The sequence below is a fragment of the Streptomyces sp. NPDC104226 genome, from assembly GCF_055584085.1.
Genome location: NZ_JBVJMS010000011.1, coordinates 146,195 through 168,785, shown reverse-complemented (window position 1 = coordinate 168,785; position 22,591 = coordinate 146,195). Strand labels below are relative to the sequence as shown.

The 22,591-nt window shown below is 70.1% G+C and carries 24 protein-coding genes; 3 read left to right on the top strand and 21 right to left on the bottom strand.

The window, feature by feature from the left end:
- Positions 1-127: 127 nt before the first annotated feature.
- The 13 genes from ACZ60J_RS31340 to ACZ60J_RS31280 form a co-directional block, all read right to left on the bottom strand.
- Positions 128-1,603, bottom strand: coding sequence for an ATP-binding protein (locus ACZ60J_RS31340; protein ID WP_469687043.1), 1,476 nt, complete (start codon positions 1,601-1,603; stop codon positions 128-130).
- Positions 1,603-2,448: a bifunctional DNA primase/polymerase gene (locus tag ACZ60J_RS31335; RefSeq protein WP_469687041.1), complete on the bottom strand. Its 846-nt coding sequence runs from the start codon at positions 2,446-2,448 to the stop codon at positions 1,603-1,605. The genes ACZ60J_RS31340 and ACZ60J_RS31335 overlap by 1 nt, the downstream gene beginning before the upstream one ends.
- A complete protein-coding gene (locus tag ACZ60J_RS31330) occupies positions 2,445-3,173 on the bottom strand; it encodes a DNA methylase (RefSeq protein ID WP_469687039.1) in 729 nt (242 codons plus the stop codon). The genes ACZ60J_RS31335 and ACZ60J_RS31330 overlap by 4 nt, the downstream gene beginning before the upstream one ends.
- A gap of 291 nt (positions 3,174-3,464) precedes the next feature.
- The gene (locus ACZ60J_RS31325) at positions 3,465-5,585 is read right to left on the bottom strand and encodes an FtsK/SpoIIIE domain-containing protein (protein WP_469687037.1); all 2,121 of its coding nucleotides are present in this window, start codon (positions 5,583-5,585) and stop codon (positions 3,465-3,467) included.
- 99 nt (positions 5,586-5,684) lie between these two features.
- A complete protein-coding gene (locus tag ACZ60J_RS31320; RefSeq protein WP_469687035.1) occupies positions 5,685-5,930 on the bottom strand; it encodes a DUF6257 family protein in 246 nt (81 codons plus the stop codon).
- 77 nt (positions 5,931-6,007) lie between these two features.
- Positions 6,008-6,391 (bottom strand): DUF6251 family protein, encoded by a 384-nt coding sequence (locus ACZ60J_RS31315; RefSeq protein ID WP_469687033.1) that lies wholly within the window; start codon positions 6,389-6,391, stop codon positions 6,008-6,010.
- Entirely contained in the window at positions 6,388-6,642 is a 255-nt protein-coding gene (locus ACZ60J_RS31310; RefSeq protein WP_469687031.1) for a hypothetical protein, read from the bottom strand. Before ACZ60J_RS31310 ends, ACZ60J_RS31315 begins: the two co-directional genes overlap by 4 nt.
- Before the next feature lie 20 nt (positions 6,643-6,662).
- Positions 6,663-7,055 (bottom strand): DUF3307 domain-containing protein, encoded by a 393-nt coding sequence (locus ACZ60J_RS31305; RefSeq protein WP_469687029.1) that lies wholly within the window; start codon positions 7,053-7,055, stop codon positions 6,663-6,665.
- Positions 7,056-7,125: 70 nt separating this feature from the next.
- Positions 7,126-7,362, bottom strand: a complete 237-nt coding sequence (locus tag ACZ60J_RS31300) for a hypothetical protein (protein WP_469687027.1) — start codon at positions 7,360-7,362, stop codon at positions 7,126-7,128.
- Between the two features lie 11 nt (positions 7,363-7,373).
- A complete protein-coding gene (locus ACZ60J_RS31295; RefSeq protein ID WP_469687025.1) occupies positions 7,374-7,742 on the bottom strand; it encodes an RRQRL motif-containing zinc-binding protein in 369 nt (122 codons plus the stop codon).
- Positions 7,739-8,821, bottom strand: coding sequence for a conjugal transfer protein (locus ACZ60J_RS31290; protein ID WP_469687023.1), 1,083 nt, complete (start codon positions 8,819-8,821; stop codon positions 7,739-7,741). Before ACZ60J_RS31290 ends, ACZ60J_RS31295 begins: the two co-directional genes overlap by 4 nt.
- On the bottom strand, positions 8,818-9,312 hold the full coding sequence (locus tag ACZ60J_RS31285; protein WP_469687021.1) for a hypothetical protein: 495 nt from the start codon (positions 9,310-9,312) through the stop codon (positions 8,818-8,820). Before ACZ60J_RS31285 ends, ACZ60J_RS31290 begins: the two co-directional genes overlap by 4 nt.
- Before the next feature lie 98 nt (positions 9,313-9,410).
- The gene (locus tag ACZ60J_RS31280; RefSeq protein ID WP_469687019.1) at positions 9,411-9,677 is read right to left on the bottom strand and encodes a DUF6284 family protein; all 267 of its coding nucleotides are present in this window, start codon (positions 9,675-9,677) and stop codon (positions 9,411-9,413) included.
- 621 nt (positions 9,678-10,298) lie between these two features.
- Here ACZ60J_RS31280 and ACZ60J_RS31275 point away from each other — a divergent pair.
- Positions 10,299-10,727, top strand: a complete 429-nt coding sequence (locus ACZ60J_RS31275) for a GntR family transcriptional regulator (RefSeq protein WP_469687017.1) — start codon at positions 10,299-10,301, stop codon at positions 10,725-10,727.
- On the opposite strand, the gene ACZ60J_RS31270 is transcribed toward ACZ60J_RS31275, so the two are convergent.
- Positions 10,724-11,668 (bottom strand): NAD-dependent epimerase/dehydratase family protein, encoded by a 945-nt coding sequence (locus ACZ60J_RS31270; protein ID WP_469687015.1) that lies wholly within the window; start codon positions 11,666-11,668, stop codon positions 10,724-10,726. The genes ACZ60J_RS31275 and ACZ60J_RS31270 overlap by 4 nt on opposite strands.
- Before the next feature lie 11 nt (positions 11,669-11,679).
- Entirely contained in the window at positions 11,680-13,086 is a 1,407-nt protein-coding gene (locus ACZ60J_RS31265; RefSeq protein WP_469687013.1) for a helix-turn-helix domain-containing protein, read from the bottom strand.
- Between the two features lie 511 nt (positions 13,087-13,597).
- Here ACZ60J_RS31265 and ACZ60J_RS31260 point away from each other — a divergent pair.
- The gene (locus ACZ60J_RS31260; protein ID WP_469687011.1) at positions 13,598-14,584 is read left to right on the top strand and encodes a GTP pyrophosphokinase; all 987 of its coding nucleotides are present in this window, start codon (positions 13,598-13,600) and stop codon (positions 14,582-14,584) included.
- A gap of 314 nt (positions 14,585-14,898) precedes the next feature.
- Complete coding sequence (locus tag ACZ60J_RS31255) at positions 14,899-16,386, top strand: SulP family inorganic anion transporter (protein WP_469687009.1); 1,488 nt, start codon at positions 14,899-14,901, stop codon at positions 16,384-16,386.
- 10 nt (positions 16,387-16,396) lie between these two features.
- Here ACZ60J_RS31255 and ACZ60J_RS31250 read toward each other — a convergent pair whose 3' ends face one another.
- The 6 genes from ACZ60J_RS31250 to ACZ60J_RS31225 form a co-directional block, all read right to left on the bottom strand.
- Positions 16,397-16,813, bottom strand: coding sequence for an SRPBCC family protein (locus ACZ60J_RS31250; protein ID WP_469687007.1), 417 nt, complete (start codon positions 16,811-16,813; stop codon positions 16,397-16,399).
- Positions 16,814-16,928: 115 nt separating this feature from the next.
- Positions 16,929-18,452: a flotillin family protein gene (locus tag ACZ60J_RS31245; protein ID WP_469687005.1), complete on the bottom strand. Its 1,524-nt coding sequence runs from the start codon at positions 18,450-18,452 to the stop codon at positions 16,929-16,931.
- A 143-nt stretch (positions 18,453-18,595) separates the two neighbouring features.
- Positions 18,596-19,105: a hypothetical protein gene (locus ACZ60J_RS31240; RefSeq protein WP_469687003.1), complete on the bottom strand. Its 510-nt coding sequence runs from the start codon at positions 19,103-19,105 to the stop codon at positions 18,596-18,598.
- Between the two features lie 147 nt (positions 19,106-19,252).
- Entirely contained in the window at positions 19,253-20,305 is a 1,053-nt protein-coding gene (locus ACZ60J_RS31235; RefSeq protein ID WP_469687001.1) for a PucR family transcriptional regulator, read from the bottom strand.
- 63 nt (positions 20,306-20,368) lie between these two features.
- Entirely contained in the window at positions 20,369-20,905 is a 537-nt protein-coding gene (locus tag ACZ60J_RS31230) for a DM13 domain-containing protein (RefSeq protein ID WP_469687280.1), read from the bottom strand.
- 179 nt (positions 20,906-21,084) lie between these two features.
- Positions 21,085-22,542, bottom strand: a complete 1,458-nt coding sequence (locus ACZ60J_RS31225) for a vanadium-dependent haloperoxidase (protein WP_469686999.1) — start codon at positions 22,540-22,542, stop codon at positions 21,085-21,087.
- Positions 22,543-22,591: the final 49 nt, after the last annotated feature.

The window sequence follows — 22,591 nt, the reverse complement described above, 5'->3', positions numbered from 1 at the left end:
GCGAAGGAGGGGCCGCTGCGCGGCACGTTCCTTGCAGCGGCGGCAAGCCGCCGGAACAGCAAGAGGAGCACCCCGCGCCCGGGGGGTGCTCCTCTTGCTCGTACCAAGCCGGTCGCGGTGGCGCCGGTTAGAACGCGGCCTGCTGCTGGCTGGCCGGTGCGGCGGCCGGGCGGGTCATCTCGATGTAGCGGGCCGTTTTGGTGCGGCCCCAGTCGACGAGGACACCGCGCGCGGCCAGGGTGGGCTGGAGGCGCTTAAGGCGGTCGGAGAACACCTTCCCGGTGGTGGGCCACCCCTTGGGCAGGGGGCGGAACTCCTCGCCGGCGTAGAGCTGGGTGAGGGCGTGCAGCCATTCCGACGATGTCATCCGCGCCTCGGTGCCGGGGTCGAGGCCGGCGGCGTGCTTGAGGACGGTCTGCGCGAGGAGGTCGCCTTCGATGACGTCGTCGTTGAGTTCGTCCAGGCTCGCCCGGTAGGCGGTGAGCGCTCCGAGGCCGGTGGCCGCGTCGAGCTGGGCGCACAGGTGGGCGAAGTCGGCCATGCGCAGGTCGGTCGGGATCGGTGCGTCGGTCGCCCGGACGGTGACGGTGAGGTCCAGCAGCGAGCCCAGGATGACGGGCAGCACCTGCCCGAACTCCGCCCACAACTCCGCCTCCGTCCGCCGCACCCGAGGCCGCTCCAGCCGCAGCGGGAGAAGCCGTTCGGCAAGGTCGGGGCGGATGACGCCAACATCGATTCCGGTCAGCAGCAGCGGCCGGCGGTAGCGGGAGCGGTAGACGTCGCCGTCGCTGAACAGCGCGCGCTTGATGCTCTCGGCGCCCGTCACGATGCAGCACATCAGGTCGGACAAGTCCGGCGGCAGGTGGGAAAGGTTGTCGAGAGCGGTGATCCATCCGGCGGCAACGGCCGTGATCAGGTTCTCTTCGTCCTTCGGGGCGCGGCGCAGGTCACCGGTCATTCCCTCGATGATCCGCACGAGCATCCGTCCGCCGGTGGACTTGCCGGCGCCCTGGGGGCCGGTGAGGAACGGAGCGGGGACGGGGACGGACGGCTCCAGGCAGCCGATCAGCCACGCGACGGCCAGGCACTCGCTCTCGGCGTTGGCGAAGTTGCACAGCCTCAGCAACAGGTCGATGCCCTTCCCGTCGGTGCCCTTCTCTGGGAAGGGCAGTTCGCCGGTGAGCTGGGTGCGCCGCCAGCAGACTTCGCGCGGGTCAGGGACGCGGATGTCCCAGCCGGTGGGGTGGATGCGCACGGACTGGCCGTCGTCGCGGCCTAGGTCGAGCCAGGTCGCGCCGTCGAATCCCGGTGCGACCCGGATGTGGTTGGCCTGCACGTCCTTGCTGAGGGCGAGTGCTTCGATCAGGTCCAACGCCTCTTTGAGGGCAGTGCCGTTGAACACGCCGTGCCCGTCGTTGTAGAGGCCGACCATGAGTTCCTGGCGGTGACTCCCGGTCGCGCCCTGGGAGCGGATCGGCCGGGCGACGGGGTGGCCGTTCTTCTGCGCGTACACGGTGCCCTCCGTGGTGCGGAAGTACCGGAAGTGGGCCTGCGCATAGTCGGTGATGATCTGCCGCGCCGGGTTCTTTTCGTCGTCAGCCATCACAACCCCAATGCGGTGCGCGCGTTGGACCAGGCGACGGTGCAGTGCCGCGGGGATTCGCCCTTGGCGTGCGCGGCGGTGAACAGCCGCTGGACGTGGGTCTCGGTGAGGCAGCCGCACCGGCCGTGCGTGGACAGGACCGCGAGGAAGACCCGGTAGACGCTGCTGTGGATCGCGCTCTGCGCGCCGGCGATGGACTGCTCAGCCATCGCGATGCCGCGTTCCAAGAAGTCGGGAGTGCGGTGACGGCACTCCCCGCCCCCGGTCGCCGTGGGGACGCTAACCGTGTGGGCGACGCGGCGTGAGGACGGCTTCCTCACGATCAGGGCCCGTACCGCGTCCGGCAGAACGGTGACGGGTCCGGTCCCGGTGCCACGCCACACGGCGTAGGACATGCGGGACTTGATGTCGACGCCGGGCCGCACGTTGTTGGAGGACTGCATGGCGCCCCGGTAGATCCAGTGCTCACCCCGAGTGGTCGCCACGGTCTTCGTCGCAGGCAGGGTTCGGCGGGCCCAGGCGACCGCGTCGGCGTTGTCGAGATCCACGACGGTGAGGCGGGCGCCGCCGGGGTGGTAGGCGACCGATCCGGCCTGGTTCCAGGCGGTGGACCAGGCCGGTGAGGTGAGGACGTCGGGGGCGGTGGTGGCGGCGGCCCAGCCGTGGCACGGGGCCGGGCACTGGCAGGGGCCGGCGGCCAGCATGTGGGGGCGGTCCCCGCAGACGCTGCGGGTGCAGGCGGGGCAGTTCCCGAAGGGGAGCTTGCCCTCCCGCAGCGGCAGTACAGGGATGCCGAGTTCAGCGAGCCAGAGGGCGGTCCGCAGGTGGCCGGTCTCAGTCCTCATGCGGCCACCGCCGACGCCGGAGTACGGGCCAGGAAGGTTCGGCCGAGCCATTCGGTGTAGGCGGGCGGGATGGCTTCGGTGAGTTCCTCGCGGACGTCGGTCCAGTCGATCCCCATCGCTGCCTGCATCTCCGGGACGGTGGCCTTGCCGCCGCCCTGGCCGTAGGCGGCGACGTACGGGCCGTCGCGGTATTCACCGTGCCGCCAGCCCCTTACGTACCCCCGGTGCCGTACGTGCTGGGGCTGTACGGCGCTCCAGCGGCCCAGTTCGAAGTTGCGGTGGCGGAGCACCCCAAGGCCGAACTGTTCGCCGCACAGGGTGATGTCCTTGCGGACGTCAGCCTTACCGTCGGGCTGCTCGATCACGTACGGGAGGCCGGACGCGTTGAGGAGTTCGCGGGTCGGGGCGACGAGGTCGATGTGGGTGCCGCCCCAGCCTCGGGAGGTGTTCGTCCCCACGGTCAGGGCGCAACCCTTCTGGCAGGGCGGGGACGCGTGAACGATCTCGAACCGTCGGATCTCCCCGGACGCGATCAGGTCGGCGAGGACGGTGAGGGCGTCGCCCTGGTGGAAGGTGAAGGGGTAGTTGGGGCGGGGGCGGATGTCGACGCCGGTCACGTCGAACCCTGCCTGGTGGTAGCCGGTGGCGGCGCCGCCGGCGCAGGAGAACAGATCCAGTAAGGCGGGCCGGTGGCCCTCTCGCCGGATGTCGGTCGTCTGGGTCATGCTGGTCTCTCCAGTTCGCGTTCTGGACGAGAGCGGCCCCAACCATTGGCGTGAGGGGGGCCGCTCTCGGCATGTTCGGACGGGTGAAACGGAATCCCTGCCGCCGAGCGGTCAGGGAGGTTTGGGGACCCCCTGCCGGGAGGCGTGTGGAGGTGGTTTCGGGGGTCTGACCTGCGGCGCCTCCCTGCCTCCCTGGCAGATCATTTCCGCTGGTCAAGGCCAGGGAGGAGGGTCAGGGAGGCGGTCAGGGAGTTCTCCCTGCCTCCCTGACCGTTCGGGGGCCGCCTCCCTCTACTCGGCGGCGGAAGCGGAACTCTCGTCGGGGCGGTTGGCGAGGACGCGGGCGATGCGGTCGCGGCCGATGACCATGCGGCCGTCGGACTTGTAGGGCTCGGCGCCGGTGTGGTCGAGGACGCGCTTGAGGTCGATGAACGACCACCCGCCGTACGCCTTCTCGTTCAGCGTGGCGAGCCGCTTGAGGACGTCCTGCGTCAGTACCCGCGCCTCGGTGCCGAGGACGGACAGGATGTCCGCGAGCGGGTCGACGGCCGGTCCGTGGTCGACGGTGTGCGCGGTGGTGACGCCGTTGCGCAGGGCCTTGGCTCGGTCGGCGATCAGGTCGGCGGTGTCGGTGTCGATGTAGTGGGTGCGAACGGTGATGGACGCCTGCCCGGCCGGGATGGCGATGCCGTCGGACGCGACGACGACGGTGCCCTTGTCGAGGCCCTGGCGCAGCAGGTGCGGGGCGGCGCCGCCGTCTACGGCCTTGTCGCCCAGCGCCATACGGGCCTGCGACTCGGTACCCAGAGCGAGGGAGATGCGGGTGTGGGCGCCTTCGCGGACGAGCTTGGGGAGGTTCTGGTCGGTCGGGTCCTGCGTGCCCTCCTGGAGGATCACGTCCACAGCGCGGCCCTGGTTGTGGATCTTCCGGACGGCCATGAAGTAGCGGGAGGTGGCCTTCGACCCGCCGTACGGTCGCTTGTCCGGGCCGACGGCCGGGCACATGAACGCGACCTGCGCTTCGTCCACGATGCCGACGAGCGGGGTGAACACGGTTCCGGGCGGTGCCTGAATCCGGCGCTCCATCTCCGCGACCATGCCTTCGACCATCTCGGTCGCGGCGATGACGTGGTCGTCGGTCGGCCCCTGGATCAGGGTGGTGGCCAGGCCGTCGAACATGGCCCAGTCGCCCACACCCTTGAGGTCGGCGATCCGGAACTCGACTGTCTTGTCGAGGGCCAGCCACAGGGCGAGTGCGCGCAGGGCGGCGGTCTTGCCCTGGTTCGACAGACCCGTGATGAGGAGGTGGCGCTGGTAGAGGCTCAGAGTTGCCGCGTCGCCGCGCAGGTCCTGACCCCAGGGGGCCTTGCCGGTCTTGTAGTTCGCGGTCATCGTCTCGTCGGTGACCAGCGGGGACGGGCCGATGGGCTGGTCGAGGGCGCCGGAGTCGGCGATCCACAGCCGGACCGTGCGAGCGGCGGCCGGCAGGGTGATGAAGACTTCGTGCTCGTGGCGGGCGAGGTTCTCGGCGAGCTTGCGGCGCCGGCCTTGGACTTCGGCGGTGGAGACGCCGGAGGGGAGGGTGACGTCGACTTCCACGCCGCATCCGGCGATCCGGATCGGGCCGAGCATCGCGGCCCCGGCATCTCCCATGTCCTTGATGGCGCCTCGGAGCGGGGCGATACCGAGGTCGCGTAGGGCGGTGACGACGATGGAGGGGGTGATGGGTGCTCCGACGTCGTCGCGCTGCTTGGCGGGGAGCGCCCACTGCGGTGCTGTCTGCTGCCGACGGCCAACACCCCACAGGGCCAGCAGTGCCAGCCACGGCCCGGCAACGAGGGCGGGGCCCCAGACGACGGTGGCCACGACCACGACCATGCGGATGGCTTCGATGACCGAGCCGATCGGGGCGAGGACCCAGGAGATGTCCTTGTTGGCTATGGCCAGCACGATGCCGAGCAGGAGCAGACCGCCGACGGTGAGGCCGGTGCCGACCGCGAAGCTTTTGGCGAGGTCGGGGGCGGAGCGGAGCAGGTCCATGCGGCGGTGGTGGCGGCCGGAGCGGAAGCGCTGCAGCCGGTCCTCCCACTCCTTGGCCTCCTCGAAGCTCCCGCCCGCCTCAGCGGCGCGGATCATCCGCTCGTACCGGGACGCGGTCCGGCCGTCCCACGTCCGCTTCGCCGTGATCCTCGTGCCACCGATCACGTACATGCCGTGGCGGGCGACCAGCCGTGCGGCGGTGCGGGTCTGCTCGCTGGTCACGGCGGTGCGCACACCGGATGCGGTGCGCTTCCACCGCCGGACCGGCCTCACCGTTTCGGCGGTGGCCGGGGTCGTGGTGGGGGGAGCCGCGGTGAGCGTGTCGGTCGCACTCTCAGGGGTCTTGAACAGGGGGACGACGTTGTCGGTCATGCTGGGAACTCCTGCTCTCACTGACTGGCTCAGGCGGGGGTAGGGGTCCGGGGCGGCCGGCGTTCTTTGGCGAGAAGGGGCGGCCGCCCCGGGGCACAGCTACTTCGTCTTGACGTTCTTGGCGCGGGCCTTGGCCTTCGCCTTGCGGGCGGCCTTCTCGGCCTCGGCGAGGTCGGCGGCCTCCTGGGCTTCGCGTTCGCGGGCGCGCTCGATGACCCGCTCGAACTTGCGCTCCAGGTCGCCCTGGTAGACGGTCTGGCTGGCGATGCCGCGCTTGGCCATCCGGGCGGTGAGCCAGGCCATCTTGGCGATCTCGCCAGCGGTGTACTTCGGGTCCTTCGCCATCACGGGCTCCACTTCTGGGGCCGGTCTGTCCGGCTCCCCTCACCACCCGGCACGGGTCCGGGTGGATCGGGCAGCCGTCAGCGCCGGCGGCGGGCCTTGCGCACGTTCTTCACGGCCTGCGTGCCGCTGGGGCTGCCCACGGCTTTCACGACGGTGTGGACGGCCCAGCCGAGGACCAGCGCGAGGAACGCGAGCATTGCGAGGTTCGCGGCGATGGCGGTCAGGGCGGCGATCAGGAGCGGGCCGAAGTACACGCCGGCCGCGACGGCTCCGGCGCCGACGCCGGAGCCGAGCGCGATGCGCTGGACGGTGCGGTCGGGCGGGGCCTGGTGGATGTGCTGGTGGACGACCTGCGGCCCGGCGTACGCGGCCGGAAGTTGGTCGGGGGTGGCGTAGACGTGGGTGCCGTCCGGGAGTCGGACGACGCTGGCGTGCGGGGGGAGTTCGGGGAGCTGGTTCACTGTGTGCTCCCTGCGGTCGGCGTCGGCCGGGGGATGGCTCGGCAGGTCTCGGCGTGGTTCTGGGCGCCGGTGTGGATGGTGCGGGTGTCGCCGCTGGTGCTTCCGGCGCCGCAGCCTCGGCAGTCGTAGCTGTGGCCGTAGTCGCGGTTCTGGCGGACGTCGACGGTGGCTTCGTGGTCGCCGGTGATCTCGGCGGCCTTGGTGAGGTAGCGGGCGATGACGCCGGTGGGCCATGCGGTCTGGCTGGTCACGAGCGGACTCCTTCAAGGGTTCAGGCAGCGAGGAACAGGGCCGCGAGGGTCAGGGCGAGGACGTGTGCGGTCTGGTCGACGTGAGCGGCGCCGCCGTGGGCGGCCCAGCCGGACTGCCGGGCGATGCGCATCCACGCGGCGACGGGCCACCGTCGGTCGATGAACCCGTGCGTGCTCCCGATCCACAGCACCGCCAGAGCGGCGGGCAGCAGGGGCAGCTGCCATCCCAGCAGTGCTGATCCGACGGCCAGGAGCAGGGCGCAGGTCAGGACGTGGGTGGCGGCGTGGGAGATGTTGGCGGCCCAGCCGGTCCGGCCGCATCCGGCCTTGTGGGCGGCCTGGTGATCGGTCTGGAACGGGTAGTCGGCCAGCAGATGACCGAGGTAGAGCAGGAACGCGATCTCAGCGAACACGAGGAGCCCCTTCCGGGCAGATGCGGTGGGCGTTCGAGATGGGGTTAGGTCCGGAGTCGAATCCCGGTAGTCAGCGCTTGCGCTTGTCGTCGGTGCGGAAGGTGGCGTACTCGCCGTCGTGGGCCCTGGGGGTGTGCATGACGGTGTCGACGGCCGCGAAGAGCGCGGCTCCGGCAGCCGCGGCTACGGCGAGGCCGGGGTGTCCGGTGTCGGTGGCGAGGCGGGCGGCGCCCTGCGCGGCGGAGTTCACCTTCAGGACGGCCGTCGGGTCGTTGGTGGCGCGCATGATCCGGTCGTACAGGCCCATGACGGGTCCCTTCAGGCTTCGGGGTAGGCGCAGGGGACGCACATGCCGAGCGAGGCCGGTATGACGTATCCGGCGTCGCGGCGGCATTCGGGGCAGGTGCGGCGGGCGGTGTTGGCCTTCGCGAGCGCGGTGGTCTTGGCTGGGGTCATGGGCCGGACGGGCTTGGCCCGGTCGATGCGGTACAGGAACGCGATCAGCGGGCCGCGCCGGAAGCGCGAGCGCAGGACCTGTCCGGCGATGTCCTGCCCGCCGGGCCGCAGCCCGAGGGCGCGGAGCTGGCGTCGGGTGGCAAGGCCTTCGGGGGCCAGGCGCCAGGGGAAGGACGGGAGGCCGTGGACTCTTCCCGTCGGGTCGTGGCAGTCGGCGAACGTCAGGCTCATCCGGCCACCGCCGCAGCCGCGTCCCGCGCCCGCTCGGTCCTCAAGGCCTCCCGCACGATCCGAGCCTTGGCCGGGGAGGTCCGCAGGGCCTTGCGGATCCCTTCACCGGTCAGCTTCTCGATCGGCCACGACTCCGTCAGGCTCCGGGCCTCACCGAGAAGATCGGCGTCGGTGCGGGTCGGTCGGGGCGATCGGGCTGCCGCGGGGACCCGGCCGGTTGCCCGACGCGCCGGCACCCGCTCAGCGGCCACCGCAACGGGCAGCCGCACCGCGACCGGTGCCGGGGCGAGGGCTGGTACGGGCAGGTCAGAGGTAGACCGTTCCATGTTGGTCTGGTGTAGTTTCTCCGCATCTGTCGGGTGGATTGATCGGGTCGATCGATCTACCTTCAGCTCCACGTTTGTCTCGACTGGCCGGGGGGTCCGGTCGGCAGTGGCGGGGAGGTCGAACATGTCGGCGAGGGCGGCATCGGCACCGGCGGTGACCCGCTGACGCTGGACGTCGAGCAGTCGATCGGCCAGGGCGAGGTCACCCGCGCCGACTTTCCGTGCGAGCTTCCACGACTTCAGATCCGACTTGCGCCGGACCTTCTCGTCGGGGTGATTCGCGGCACGGCCCCGGTGATAGGCCAGGGCCTGTACGACGGCCGCCGCATGCGCCTCTGCCTCGGCGTCGCGGCCGTCGCGGTAGACGACGATCCGGCGGGCGAGGAACGCGGCGCCCTCTGCAGAGGCGGTCATGCCCATCGGCGTGAGCCCGTAGATGACCATCTCGCCGACTGTGGTGGCAGCGGTCGCGGACATGGCCGATGCGGCGGCGGGAAGAACCCACAGCCCCGCCCGGATCACCCGCGGCGAGGACTGCCCCAGCATCGTCAGCCCGAGCAGCACGATCGCCAGCACGGCCGTCGCACCTTCACCGGCCGCGACCGCGCCCACCGCCGTGCCCGGCCCGAACACGGCCTTGATGTTCGTGTACGTTCCGAACCCGCCCGCGATGCCGGTACCGAGCATCGGCATGAATGCCGTGCTCAGTACGACCTTTTGCGCCCGGCTCAGGGGCTTGCTGACGGCGCTCACGACTCACCCCTCAGGGGGGCGTTGACCAGACCGGTCATGGCGGCGATCTCGTCGCCGGTGAGCTTGTCGTGCTCGCTCATGGCGTGGGCCACGGTGCGGATCTCGCGCCACAGGTAGCCGATCTTGCGGCGGGCCATCCCGCGCACCATCCCCCAGGACTTGCCGCCTTCGGGCACGTGGTCGCGGCCGAGGCGGTAGCCGAAGTCGGCGAGGACGTCGATGGCCTGCTCTCGGTCGTGGTCGGCGGTGCAGGCGTAGGCCCTCTCCGGCGTCCACAGGCCGTAGGCCATCAGGTACTGCACGCTGGCGATCTCACCGGCCGCGCACTGGACGGCGAACTTCCATGGGTTGACGTTGTCCGCCTGGAACGCGGTGTTGCCGGTCATCGACCAGCCGTGCTCACCATTCGGCCAGACGATGACCTCACTGGTCACCACGTGCACGCCGCCGGCCACGGCGAGAACTGCGTGGCCCGCCTCATGGAAGGCCATGTGGAGGCGGGCCGCCTCGCAGTCGAGGGGCATATCGAAGCGAGCGCGAGGGTTGCCTCGATGGTCCGCCAGGGTTTCCGGAGCGGGGGCGGCGGCCATCATGCCGCACCCTGCGGCATGGAGAAGATGTCCTGGTTGCTCAGCGCCCGGCGGGCCGCGAGGACCCTGCGACGCGCCCGGCGGATCCGACGCTCGTCCAGCTCGGCCGGCACCCGGTCCAGTACGGCGATCTCCGCGTCGAGCAGGTCGATCTCCGCCAGGATCACCGGCATCTCCGGCTCGATCGCGTCCAGCTCCGCATCCGACGGCTCCAAGCCATCCGACCACGGGGTAACGAGGTCCTGAAGTGCTGCGATGAACTCCACGGGTCTTGCTCCTTCGGTAGAGGAACGGGACCCAACAGCAGCCCCGGCGTTCCAGCGCCGGGGCTGCACTGTGTTGGGGTGAAGCAGGAAACCTTCCGGCTCCCCTCAACCCCGCCCGTACGACCCAAGAGGCCGGACGGGCAGAGGAGGCAACCGGCCGCAGCACGTGCTGCGGGAGTTGAGCGCGCGGACCTTTGCCGCGCTGACCGCCTTTTCAGCTAAAGGAGGCGGTGACCACACTGTTGAGTTCTCAAGGAAGTGCCGGTGGCTCTCCGACGGGCTCGGTAGCCCCGAAGGGCTCCCGCAAGAGCGGGACCGCCTGACGCCAAGGGGTACTGCGGGTACTCCGAGCAGCCCAAAGAAGGCCCCTCATGAGTCGGTTGTCAGCACCTGAGTCGCCGTTTGCGGCGGCCCTGTTGCTTGAGACAAGCCTGTCCGCGTGGGGCTCCGGAATCGAATGACGGCTTGTCATATGAGGTCTGCCGCTTGCTCGCCGCCCTCTGAACAACATGGTGCACCTAGTGCACCATGTTGGCAAGTGGCTTGGCCCACGTCTGTCGGGAATGGATGTGGAGAGACTGGTGTACTAGGTACAACACCTGCGAGCGGAGGAGCACCCCGATGGCCGAGTTTCCAGGGCAGCCGGCATACCTTCAGTTGGCTGATGACCTGCGGGAACGCATCCGGAGCGGGGACCTTGCGCACGGCTCCGCACTGCCGTCCGCGCAGGACCTGATGAACAGCTCCGGCGCATCGAGCACCGTCGTGAAGAACGCGGTATCCCTACTGCGCGCCGAGGGCTACGTGGTCGGCCACCAGGGCAAGGGGGTCTTCGCCCAGTTCCCACCCCGGCTCTCGGAGCAGTCCCGCGGAGCCGCCGATTGGGTGCTCCCGCTGCTGCGGGCCGGCGTGGAAGTCGAAGCGGCCCTGCGCGATGCGCTGGATCGGGCTGGTAGCGGCTCAGCAAGCAGCGAGGCGGCCCTTGAGCGCTGGCATGCGGCATTTGCCGACCTGCCGGAGAGCGTCAAGGGCCGCTTGGAGAAGCCCTAGTTGGTGTCAGTGGACACGACCGACCAGGCGTCGCCGATCAACTCCGCCAGGCTGGAACGCTCCGGCTTCCAGCCGAGCTCGTTGGTGATCCGGGAGATGTCTGCCACCAGCCGCGGCGGTTCGGGCTGAGGGGGGCGGTGCACGACGGGTACCGCCCGCCCGGTCACCCGCTCAACCGTGGCCACGATCTCCCGCATGCTGGCCGCGGTAGCGCCTACGTTGTAGACGCGGTACGGGATCGAAGTGTCCGCTTCAAGGGCCAACACGTAGGCGCGTGCCAGGTCGTCTACGTGCACGAAGTCCCGGACCGCGTCGCCGTCTCCGTTCATCTCAAGGTGCGGGTAGCGGCCGGCCGCCACGGCGACCGCCTTCGGAATGATGCGGCTGTCGTCCGCGTCCCCTACGCCGCCGACTGCACCCGAGATGTTGAAGCACCGCAGGCTCACGGCCCTGATCCCTCCGGCCGCCGCTCGGGCTCGGAGGGTTTCGTCTGCAGCGAGCTTCGAAGTCCCGTAGGGATTGCTCGGAGCGGGCACGGTGTCCTCGCCGATGGGCTGCCGCTCGGGTGCTCCGTAGACCGCCGCAGTCGAACCGAGGATGACCAATGGGGGCTCCGAGCCCGCCGCGGTGGCAGCCAGCGCATCCAGCAGCGTCACCGTGCCGCCGGCGTTGACGGCCTGGTACTCCTCCGGCCGTTCGAAGGACTCGCGGACCCGGGTCAGCGCCGCGAGGTGGCAGACACCCTGGACGCCGGCGAGGGCTGTTCGCAGGGCCGCGGCGTCCCGTATGTCGCCGTGGAAGACCCCGGCCACTGGCAGCTCCGGCCGCGGGGCATCAGCCGGCCGATGCGTGAGCACCACGGGGTCGTGGCCCGCCTCGGCGAGCCGTCGCACCACCGCGTTGCCCACGAATCCGTAGGCGCCGGTCACAAGTACGCGCACTGATCTGCCTCTCAGCCCAGGATGAGCCCGCGATGCTGCCACGCCAGGTCGAGGCACGCGGCTGCGGCGGATGCCAGGGGTTCATTGTCCAGCAGGCGCCGGACGTTGGCCTCGGTGAACTCGATTCCGGCACTGCCGTCACCAGACCGCCCCGCGACGACCGTGCCCTCGGAGTTCCGGGAGACCATGCCGGAGAAGACGGAGTCGTACACGTCCGAGTCGATGACCACCACGCTGAGGATCTCGCCGGCCAGCGTGAGCGGGTCCAGACCGATCCCGAAGCAGTACGGGCGCACCTTGCCGTCTCGGCGGGCCTGGTTGAGGGTCCGGAACGGCTCGGTGGCGTCGTAGTCGATCGGCTCGCCGCTGCTGCCGTCGGCCTCTGGATCCCCGAGGAACTCCTCCGCGTACTCCCGGAGCACGTTGCGCCAGAGGTTGAAGTCGTTCGACTGGTCCCAGGGCATGACCGACGAGGGCTGGAAGACCCCGGCCGGCATGACGTGGTACGTCCCGCCGGCCAGCGCGACGTTGCTGGCGGACCGGTGGTGCAGCGGGAACGAAGCGCCCTCGGGGCCGACCCGGATGGTCAGGGTGTCGATGGACGGGAGCAGCGGCCTGTGGGCGAGGTCAAAGGGATCTCCGACCAAGCCGCGGAACGGGAGCTCCGCCCAGCTCGGATCGTCGATCCACCCCGGGTTGCTACCCGCCCTTAGCCAGGCGCTCGCCAACTCGTGCGCTACCCCTTCGCAGATGTCCGCCATGTCGAAGTAGGTCGTGTAGCCGAAGGACAGCTTCGGGCGCCCCTCGGCCTGGGAGACGTCGAGCAGTCGGAAGCTCGGTCGGTTCACGAACAAGGACGGGCGGTCGATCATCCGGATCGCCTGGGTGTAGCGATCGAACTTGGTGCCCTGGGGCGCGAGAGGCCTGACGCCCTCGGACTCCTTCTCCCGCCCGGTGATCTCCGGAGGGCTGGTCTGGGTCAGCCAGGCCAGGTCGATGTCCGCGAAGTCGACCGGCGCGGGCCACATCCAGGACTCGCGGGTGAGCACCAGGCTGTTGCCGGCGCGGGCGACGTCGGGGTACAGCCGGGCGGCGGCCTGCGTGAGATCCGCCCGGTGCCGGTTGAGCTCCCGGCGGGTCATCCGCCAGCGCCGTTGGTCGTCCACTGCGGCGAGCGGGCCGTCTTGGGCCGGGTCGCCGGCGGGGATCGCGACCGTGACGACTACCTCGGCAGACGGGAGCAGCCCGAGTTCGTCCTCCGGCAGCGCCAGCCCACGGGCCAGCCTGCGGAGCTCGTCCATGTCCCGGATGCTCCGCTTGCCGCGTTCGAGCAGGGACACGTAGGACTGGTCGTAGCCGAGCAGATCAGCAAGATCCTGCTGCTTCAGCTTATGGAGTGCTCGGTACGCCTTGAGCACGTCGGCCAGGTTCGAACCGTCGGGAGGGGTGGCCCGTTCGACATCTCCGGTGAGCCAGTGCGACGACGGGGTGGCCGGTACCGCACGCGCAGGGCTACCTGAGGCGCCGGGACCGATGGCCCGACGGCAGGGGCTGCACACAGTGTCGGTGTTGCTTCGACCCAGCTTCGTGCCGCACCTGGCGCAGAGGGTCAGTGCGGGCGGGGCAACAGTCATGAGCTTCTGGTCCCTTCGGGGGAAGGCGGTGGCTCCAACGGTTTGACTGAGCAGCTTGATTGAACGTTCACGGCGCGGCCAGACCGCCCGCAAGGCTACGGACTGGCGATGCAGACGGCAGCAGTTCGCAAACGTCCAGGCGCGCTCAACTGCCTGGCATTGCATTGCGTCCTGAGCCACTCCATCCGCAGGACACAGTGGCCACGGGCAAGCGTGGGGCGGGGCCAGAGGCAAACCGGTGCAGATTCTTGGGAAACCATCGCGGCCCGGTCCGTCGATCCCTACGATGGCCGCCATGGCGACAGACCATGCGGAGATCCGACAGGAATTCCTCAACAACGCGTCCAACTATGAGGGCCTCAAAACCGAGGCCGTCCACTCGATCGAGAAGGCGCTCTCGAACACCAAAGAACTAAAAATCCACTCCGTAACCTCCAGAGTCAAATCCGTCGAGAGCTTCCTAGAAAAGATCGAACGGAAATCTTACACCGACCCATTCGAGCAATCCGAGGACCTCGTAGGAATCCGCATCGTCTGCCTCTTCCTGACCGACCTCCTCAAATTGAAAGATCTAATCACTCACACCTTCGAGGTCATATCAGAAGAGGATAAGGTCAATCAGGGCGACGCATCCTCTTTCGGATACATGTCACATCACTACGTTTGCCGGCTGTCCGCCGCACACTCGGGCCCCAGATACGACGAAATCAAACAAATCAAATTCGAAGTACAGGCTCGCACGATCCTAATGGATGCATGGGCAAACATTTCCCACCACCTAGCTTACAAAAATGAGGAAAGCATCCCCGCCGACCTGGTGAGAGATTTCCACGCATTGAGCGGCCTCTTGTACGTAGCCGACAGGCAATTCCAGACACTAAATCGAGATGCAGCACATTCCGCCGCCCGCGCCGAAAGGGATGTTCTCGAAAGTACCGAGATCCTCGACACGGCCATCAATACCGATACAGTCCGAGCCTTGTTTCAACGTCAATATCCCGACCGTAAGCACAGCGACGCGGTCGCAGTCTCGGAATTTATCTCCGAGCTGGCATGGATTAGCGTAAACAATCTTCGAGAGCTGGCAGATATCCTGCGCGACAACCACAATGGAGCACTGTCACACGAAAAGGAAACCCGCCGAAAGTCAACTCGATTCTCCGACGTTGGACTGGCTCGAACTGCGCTAGCAATCCATAGCGCAGACTACGCCAGACGCAAATACGGTTCTACGAAAAATTACTACTTGTTTCGCCATTCGCCGGTGAGCCCTACCGAATAGGACACAACCTCAGGAGTGGACACCAGGTGAGTGTCTACGTGAGTGACAACCGGTACGAGGGCTGGCGGACGTCCGTGGACGGTCACGGACCTTCTCCGCAGGTCAGCAGCGTAGGATGGGCAGCTCGCTCCTTGACCCGAAATGCTTCGGGACGAAGAGGTCGTGGGTTCAAATCCCGCCACCCCGACTTCGTAAGACCAGGTCAAGGGTCTGATCCGCATCGCGGGTCAGGCCCTTTCTGTGTGTCTGGAGACGTTCTCCGCCGACCCGTCCGGCTGGTTCGGGTTCATTCGCCGAACCAGAGGTCCGTCACCGTGTCTTCCGCTCCTGCTCCCCTGTCCGTGCGGTCGGTCTGGGGGGCTCCGAAGGTGTTGCGAACCGAGGTGCTCGGCGGGCTGGTCGTCGCGCTGGCGCTGATACCCGAGGCGATCTCCTTCTCGGTCATCGCCGGGGTGGATCCGGCGATCGGGCTGTTCTCCTCCTTCACCATGGCCGTCGTGATCTCGGTCGTCGGCGGGCGGCCCGCGATGATCTCCGCCGCCACGGGGGCCGTGGCGCTCGTGATCGCACCGCTGAACCGGGAGCACGGGCTGGGGTACCTGGTCGCGGCGGTGGTGCTCGGCGGTGTGTTCCAGATCGTGCTCGGGGCCCTCGGGGTGGCGAAGCTGGTCCGGTTCGTGCCGCGTTCGGTGATGGTCGGCTTCGTCAACTCCCTCGCCATCCTCGTGTTCATGGCCCAGGTCCCCGAGCTGCGGGACGTGCCGTGGGCCGTGTACGCGCTGTTCGCCGGCGGGCTGGGGCTGATGGTGTTCCTGCCGAAGGTCACGAAGGCGGTGCCGGCCCCGCTCGTGTCCATCGTCGTCCTCACCGCCGTCACCGTGGCCGCGGGCATCGCGGTGCCGACCGTCGGGGACAAGGGGGCGCTGCCGTCCGCGCTGCCGGTGCCGGGTCTGCCGGACGTGCCGTTCACCGTGGACACCCTCGTGCTCGTCGCCCCGTACGCGCTGGCCATGGCCGTGGTCGGGCTGATGGAGTCGCTGATGACGGCGAAGCTCGTCGACGAGATCACCGACACGCGGTCGAGCAAGACGCGCGAGTCCGTGGGGCAGGGCGTCGCGAACATCGTCACGGGGTTCTTCGGCGGCATGGGCGGCTGCGCCATGATCGGCCAGACGATGATCAACGTGAAGGTGTCGGGGGCCCGGACGCGGCTGTCGACCTTCCTCGCGGGCGTGTTCCTGATGGTGTTGTGCATCGTCTTCGGGCCGGTGGTCTCCGAGATTCCGATGGCGGCCCTCGTCGCGGTCATGGTGATGGTCTGCTTCGCCACCTTCGACTGGCACTCCATCGCCCCGAAGACGCTGAGGCGGATGCCGACCGGAGAGATCACCGTCATGGCGGTGACCGTCGTGTGCGTGGTCGTCAGCCACAACCTGGCCGTCGGCGTCGTCGCCGGGTCGGTCACCGCGATCGTCGTCTTCGCCAAGCGGGTCGCGCACCTCGCCGACGTCACCTCCGTGACCGACCCCGACGGGGGCGTGGTGGTCTACGCCGTCACCGGCGAGCTGTTCTTCGCCTCGTCCAACGACCTGGTCGGGCGGTTCGACTACGCGGGCGACCCCGCCAAGGTCGTCATCGACCTCTCCCGCGCCCACATCTGGGACGCCTCCTCCGTCGCCGCGCTCGACGCCGTCGAGGAGAGGTACCGCCGGCGCGGCAAGAGCGTCGAGATCACCGGGCTGAACGAGCACAGCGCCCGCCTGCACGGAACCCTCAGCGGGCAGTTGTCGCCCGGGCACTGACCGGGGCGGGTCAGCGTCCGGGGTGCCGGGGCCAGGGGTCCGGGCCGGGGTCGGCGCCCTCGGCACGGAGCGCGAGGCGGTCGACGTAGTGCTGCCAGGCCTCCGCGTGGACCTCGCAGGCCTCCGGCGGAAGGCCGCTGTGGACGAGGTGGAGGACGGTCCCGTCGGCGGCCGGTTCGAGGGTGACGTCCACCCGGGTGGGGCCGGCCGCCAGGGGCGTGTCGGCCCAGGCGAGGACGAGGTGGCCGGGCGGCTCGGCCGTCGGGGCCGAGAGGGTGGGCTCCCCGGCCATCCAGGACGTCCGCTTCTCCCGGTCCGCGAAGAAGGGGAAGAGGGCTTCGGGGCGGGCCGCGATGCGCCGCTCCAGCGTGACGGTGTCCATCGGGGTCTCGGAGGAGGGCATCGGGGGTGGTGTGAGGGGGGTCATGGCGGCCATCCTCCCGTGACGGGGCCGCGGACGCGGGCCCGGACACGGGGCCCGGCACGGAGGTGCCCGCGGGGTGCGCCGTCCGGCAGCGGCCCCGCGGGCTGGTCACCGGGGGTCAGCCGGTGATCTCGACCTTTCCGTTGCGGGCGGGGGTCTCCGGTACGGCCGGGGCCTTGGAGGCGGCGAGACCTCCCAGGAGCTGGGACAGGTCGACGCCGGTGGTGGAGCTCAGGAGCTCCATGCCCTGGGCGACGTTGTCGGTGACCGTACGGGAGAGCTTGCTCGCGCCGTCCGTGGAGATGACGGTCATCTTGTCGATGGCGGAGAGCGGTTCGGCGGCCTTGCCGACGACCTGCGGCAGCGCCTCGACCATCATCTGGATCATCGCCGCGTCACCGTACGCCTCGAAGGCCTCCGCCTTCTTCTGCATCGCCTCCGCCTCCGCCGAGCCCTTCGCCAGGATCGCCGCGGCCTCCGCGTCTCCTTCCAGGCGGACCGCCTCCGCGATCGCCGCGCGGCGGGCGCGCTCGGCCTCGCCCCGCTTGGCGCCCTCGATGGCCTCGGCCTCGGCCAGGGCGGAGCGGCGCTGCTTCTCGCCCTCACCCGTCAGCCGGGCGCGCTCCGCCTCGGCCTGGGCTGCGGCGATGGCCGCGAGGCGCTCGGCCTCGGCCTGCTTGACGCGGGCCACCCGCTTGGCCTCGGCCTCCTGCTCGGCCTCGTAGCGGCGGGCGTCGGCGGGCTTGCGGACCTGGGTGTCGAGCTGGCGGTCGGTCAGGGCGGCCTGACGCTGCGCCACCTTCTCCTGCTCGCCGAGGATCTGCTGCTGGCGGTCGGCCTCGGCCAGCGGGCCGGCGGCGTTGGCCTGGGCGGCGGCCGCATCGGTCTCGGCCTTGATCTCCGCCTGGCGGAGGTACAGGGTGCGCTCGGCGACCGCGATCTCCTCCTCCGCCTTCAGGCGGGCCTGTTCGGCCGCCCGGCGGGAGTTGGCCTCGGCGATGTCGGCCTCCTGCTTGGCGCGGGCGGCTTCGGGACGGCCGAGGTCTTCCAGGTAGGAGCCCTCGGTGGTGATGTCCTGGATCTGGAAGGCGTCCAGGACCAGGCCCTGGCCGGAGAGGCTGGCCTCCGCCTCCTCCGCGACCTGCCCGGCGAAGGCGGCCCGGTCCCGGATGATGTCCTCCACCGACATGCGGCCCACGATGGCGCGCAGGGCGCCCGAGAGCACCTCCTGGGTGAAGCCGACGATGCCGTCCTGCTGCTGGAGGAAGCGCTGGGCGGCGGCCCGGATGGCGTCCTCGTTGCCGCCGACCTTGACGATCGCGACGCCTTCGAGGTTGGCCTTGATGCCGCGCAGGGTGACCGCACCGCGCACGGCGATGGGGATGTGCCGGCTGGAGAGGTCGAGGCTGTAGCGCTGCTGCACGAAGGGGACGACGAAGACCCCGCCGCCGACCACGACCTTCTGGCCGGTGGTGTCGGTGGAAATCCGGCCGGTCTCCGGGTCGGTGGACTTCTTGCCGCGCCGGCCGGTGATGATGAACGCCTCGCTGGGCCCGGCGACCTTGTAGCGCGTGACGACGACCAGGGCGAGCAGGACGAGGAGTACGGCGACTCCGACGACCGCGGTGACGACTGGACTCATGGCGGATCCCTCCTGCGTCCCCCGTGGGAGCAGATCGGTGATGGTGGGTCATGGGGTCGACCGGGCGGGCCCGGTGGACGGACCTGGTGGGCGGGCCCGGTGGACGGACCGGTTGGACGGGCCCGGTGGACGGGCCGGGTGCTTCAGTGCTCGACGGGGCGGACGGTGACCGAGGTCGACGACGGAGCCGCCGTCACCCACACCTCCGCGCCACGGGCCAGCGGGCCCTCGGCGCGCGCCGCGTACTTCACGGGCTGGCCGGCCAGGCGCAGCAGCACCTCGCCGTAGCCGGCGGCCGGGATCGCGGTGACCACGGTCCCGGTCGAGCCGATGAGCGCGTCGTGGTGCGGGGCGGCCCCGCTGCGGTCGCGCATCAGGGCGCGGCTCAGCCGGTACGTCGCCCAGCCCGCGCCGGCCCCCGCGAGGGTGCCCGCGGCCGTCGCCGTCGCCGGGCCGGAGCCCGTGGTCCCGAGCACGATCGCCCCGGTGAACCCGAGCATCGACACGAAGCCCGCGAGCACCGGAAGCGACAGCCAGCCGTCGAGCAGTCCGTCGAGCGCACCGCCGAAGACACCTTCGAGGAGGCCGTCGAGGACCAGGGAGAGGCCCAGCAGCACGATGCCTGCCATGCCGAGACCGAGAAACAAGGTCATGAACGTGCCTCCCCCACCCGTGTCGTGTTCTCCCCGGACACGGGCATCGTGTCACCGGAGGGGTGCTGCGCACATTGCCTGCCGTCGGCAGTCTTTACGCTTCTTTGACGCACGGGGCGTGCGGGGCGTACGGCCCCCGGTGCGCGGCTACGCGTCGTTGCCCGGCCAGTCCAGCAGGCGGGCTCCGATCACCGCGGTCTGGAGCGTGTAGCGGTTCAGCGGGTCGGCCGGATCGGCCCGGGTCAGGGTGTGGATGCGCTGCAGCCGGTACGTCAGCGCGCGCACGCTCAGCGAGAGCCGTCGGGCCGCCTCCGTGGAGACGCAGCCGCTGTCGAAGTACGCGGTGAGGGTGTCGAGGAGCGGCTGCGCGCCGCCGCGGGCCGAACGCAGCGGGCCGAGGGTGCTCTCCACCAGATCGGCCATGGCCTGCCGGTCCCGGGTCAGGACGGGGAAGACGAGCAGGTCGGAGGCGTGCAGGACCGGACCCTCCAGATCCATCCGGAGTGCGAGGTCGAGCGCGCCCAGGGCCTCCTCGTAGGAGTGGACGACCCCGCCCGGACCCGGGTGCGAGCGGCCGATCGCGACACGGCCCCCGTCGGTGGCGGCGTACGCGCTCTTGGCGAAGTGGGCGAGGATCTCGGGCTGGTCCCCGGGGGCCACGCAGATCAGCAGCCCGTCCTTCGTGGTCAGCAGGACCTGCCGGCCCGGGAACCGGGTCAGGACCGCCGACTCGATCCCGCGCGCCACGGGGTAGCCGTCACCGTACGGTTCGGGGCCGGTGGCGACGGCGACGGCGTGCGACCGCGACAGGCGCAGCCCGAAGCGTTCGGCGCGCTCCGCCAGCCGGCCCAGGTCGCTGCCGCCGTAGAGGAGGTCGTCGATGAACTCCCGGCGGGCCGCCTCCTCCTGGCGGACCGCCTGGTGCTGGGCGCGTTCGTAGCCCTCGACGAAGGCGTCCACCGCCTGCTCGACGGCCGCCAGGAGCGGGCCCGGCGCGGGGAGGGGCCGTACGAGCTGCGCGGCGGCCAGGTGGTCGCGTATCAGCGCCCGGAGCGGAAGTCCGGCCTCGGCGGCCCGCTCCCCCTCGGTACGGCGCGACTCCAGCTCCGCGCGCGTCATGCGGCGTCCCGTGGCACAGGCGTCCACGAGCAGGTCGGCGTACCCCGAGAGGTGGCCCTCCGGTGCCTGCGGTCCCGCCACGCTCTTCCCCCGCTCCTGCCTCGCCCGCCTCCGCGTCCGCGGTACGGGGTCAAGGGTCAAGGGTCACACGGTGGTGAGGGTCGCCGCTCCGAAGGAGACGTCGAAGCGGTCGCACCAGATGGTGATGCTGGTGTACGCGGACGGGTCCACGTCGGCCGGGATCGCGTAGTTCTGGTCTCCCTTGTTGCCCTTGAGCTTGCCCAGGCTGACGTATCTGCCGTCGTCGAAGACCCGCCAGCCCGCCGTGCCCTCCTTCACCGGGGCGTCCGTCAGCCAGACCCGCAGGTCCGGGCCGTTGCTGGTGTCGAGGTTCTCCAGGCGCAGGGTGTGGGAGCCGTCGGGGAGGCGGATGAGCTTCGCGGTGCCCGTGGTGGTGTGTTCGTGGCTGATCAGTGTGCCCTCGGCGAGGGTCCGCGGAGCGGCCGGGGAGTCCGGGGAAGCCTGGGCGGAAGGCTCGGAGGGGGAGGCGGAGGACGGGGCCGAGGGGGCCGCGGCCGGGAGGGACTCCTTCACCGTCGTGTCCTCCCAGAGCTTCCAGGGCTGGAACCAGTACAGGCCCAGGCCCAGGAGGAGGGCCGCCGGGAGGGCGAGGACGGTCAGGAGCTTGCGCGCCCTCGTCGTCCTCGACCGGTCGTGGGGGTGGTTCTGCGGGTGGTTCACCGGCGTGCCCTTCCTCGTGTGCGGCCGTCCGGCCCTCACGGACAGTCAACGTCCCGACGGGGGCCGGGACCAGGCCCGGCCGGATGACGAAAGGCTTACGGCATCCGGCCGGGAGGGGCTCAGAGGGTGCGGAGCCTGGTGGTGAAGACCTGGTTCGCGACCTTGTCGCCGAGGACGAGGCCGTCCGTGGCGTCCCACGGGTAGTGGACGCCGAGCCAGATGCGGCTGTCGGCGTCCTCCTTGCCGGCCGCGCTGAAGCTGGTGAAGTGGCGGGTCTTGACCAGGGCCTGCGGTTCGTCGGTGGTGAGGTCGAAGGAGATGTCGTCGCTGCCGAAGTACCGCTTCATGACCCCGGCCCAGGCGCCGCCGAAGGAGGCGTGGCCGGAGACGTACGCGGGGAAGCAGGGGCTGACGTTGACGCCCGTCGCGCTCTTCAGCAGCGGCTTCCACTGGGGGTCGAGGCCGCCCTCGCGGATCGCCGAGACGGGCCGCCACAGGTCGATGGGGGTGGCGAACTTGGCGTCGCGGACCGCGATTCCGGTGTCGGCCATGGCGAGGGAGACGAGGGCGAAGAGGCGGGCGTTGGCGTAGACCCCGAGGCCGCGGGCCTTGGCGACCTCGCGGGTGGCCTGGAGCATGTGGCCCGGCGGCTTGTAGGTGCCGTTGTTGTCGTTGGCCCAGAACCAGGCCGCGGCCAGCTGGTCCGGGGTCCGGTTGATCACCGGGGTGGCCGCGGTGGGCTTGTCGGCGCCGGCCGCGCGGACCGCCGCGACCTGCTGCTTGTACGCGTCGCTCGCCACCAGCGCCTCGTACGAGCCGTACTGGGTCAGGGTGGTGGGGCGGAACTGGGAGCCGGAGGACAGCGAGAACGGCTTGACCTGGCCGTAGAACGGGCTGATCGCGTCGCTGTCCTCGTCGCAGGAGGCGTCGGGCATGTCCGGGTAGCTCGTCGGCCGCCAGGCGCCCGGCTTGTTGTCCCCCACGTAGACCTGGGGGTTGTCGGAGCCGTCGCCGGTGCGGGCGTCGGTCATCTGCTTGACCATCGGGCCGACCACGGTGAGGTCGAGCAGGTCGCCGGCGGTGGGCTCGGTGCCGAATCGCTCGCGGAAGCGCGCGTCGAGGTACTGCGTCTGGTCCGCGTAGCGGCTCTGCTTGTTGCCGTAGAGGCCCAGGAGGATGTTGTACGCCGTCCGGCCGATGACGCGTTCCTCCTCGTCCGGGCCCTCGACCCAGCCCGCGTAGTTCTCCGCCTTGATGTACGGCTCCGAAGTGATCCTGCCCTTCCACTTCAACTGGTACGAGGACTCCGCGTCGTAGATCGCGGCGTTCATCATCGCGGCCGAGCGGGCCATCGGGACGGGCCCGCCGCCGGTCCGGCGGAAGACGTTCTGCAGCACGTCGTTCCAGTAGTGCACGGGGTCGGCTATCGACCGCGCCGGCAGCGCGGCGCGGGCGGGCTGAGGGGCGGCGGCGAGGACGGTTCCGGTCGCCGCCAGGACGATCGCGGTCGCCAGGGCGCGGTGTCGGAGGGCGGCCCGGCGGGCGGCGCGGCGAGGGGTGGGTGCGTTCTTGGGCATGGCTCGGCTCCCTTTGGTCACAACCGTGTTGATCACCACGGGAGGTGGC

Bases quoted from the DNA above. Each gene is read 5' to 3' on its own strand.
- ACZ60J_RS31340 (WP_469687043.1), bottom strand. From the start codon at position 1,603: ATGGCTGACGACGAAAAGAACCCGGCGCGGCAGATCATCACCGACTAT.
- ACZ60J_RS31335 (WP_469687041.1), bottom strand. From the start codon at position 2,448: ATGAGGACTGAGACCGGCCACCTGCGGACCGCCCTCTGGCTCGCTGAA.
- ACZ60J_RS31330 (WP_469687039.1), bottom strand. From the start codon at position 3,173: ATGACCCAGACGACCGACATCCGGCGAGAGGGCCACCGGCCCGCCTTA.
- ACZ60J_RS31325 (WP_469687037.1), bottom strand. From the start codon at position 5,585: ATGACCGACAACGTCGTCCCCCTGTTCAAGACCCCTGAGAGTGCGACC.
- ACZ60J_RS31320 (WP_469687035.1), bottom strand. From the start codon at position 5,930: ATGGCGAAGGACCCGAAGTACACCGCTGGCGAGATCGCCAAGATGGCC.
- ACZ60J_RS31300 (WP_469687027.1), bottom strand. From the start codon at position 7,362: ATGGGCCTGTACGACCGGATCATGCGCGCCACCAACGACCCGACGGCC.
- ACZ60J_RS31295 (WP_469687025.1), bottom strand. From the start codon at position 7,742: ATGAGCCTGACGTTCGCCGACTGCCACGACCCGACGGGAAGAGTCCAC.
- ACZ60J_RS31285 (WP_469687021.1), bottom strand. From the start codon at position 9,312: ATGGCCTTCCATGAGGCGGGCCACGCAGTTCTCGCCGTGGCCGGCGGC.
- ACZ60J_RS31275 (WP_469687017.1), top strand. From the start codon at position 10,299: ATGGCCGAGTTTCCAGGGCAGCCGGCATACCTTCAGTTGGCTGATGAC.
- ACZ60J_RS31260 (WP_469687011.1), top strand. From the start codon at position 13,598: ATGGCGACAGACCATGCGGAGATCCGACAGGAATTCCTCAACAACGCG.
- ACZ60J_RS31250 (WP_469687007.1), bottom strand. From the start codon at position 16,813: ATGACCCCCCTCACACCACCCCCGATGCCCTCCTCCGAGACCCCGATG.
- ACZ60J_RS31245 (WP_469687005.1), bottom strand. From the start codon at position 18,452: ATGAGTCCAGTCGTCACCGCGGTCGTCGGAGTCGCCGTACTCCTCGTC.
- ACZ60J_RS31240 (WP_469687003.1), bottom strand. From the start codon at position 19,105: ATGACCTTGTTTCTCGGTCTCGGCATGGCAGGCATCGTGCTGCTGGGC.
- ACZ60J_RS31225 (WP_469686999.1), bottom strand. From the start codon at position 22,542: ATGCCCAAGAACGCACCCACCCCTCGCCGCGCCGCCCGCCGGGCCGCC.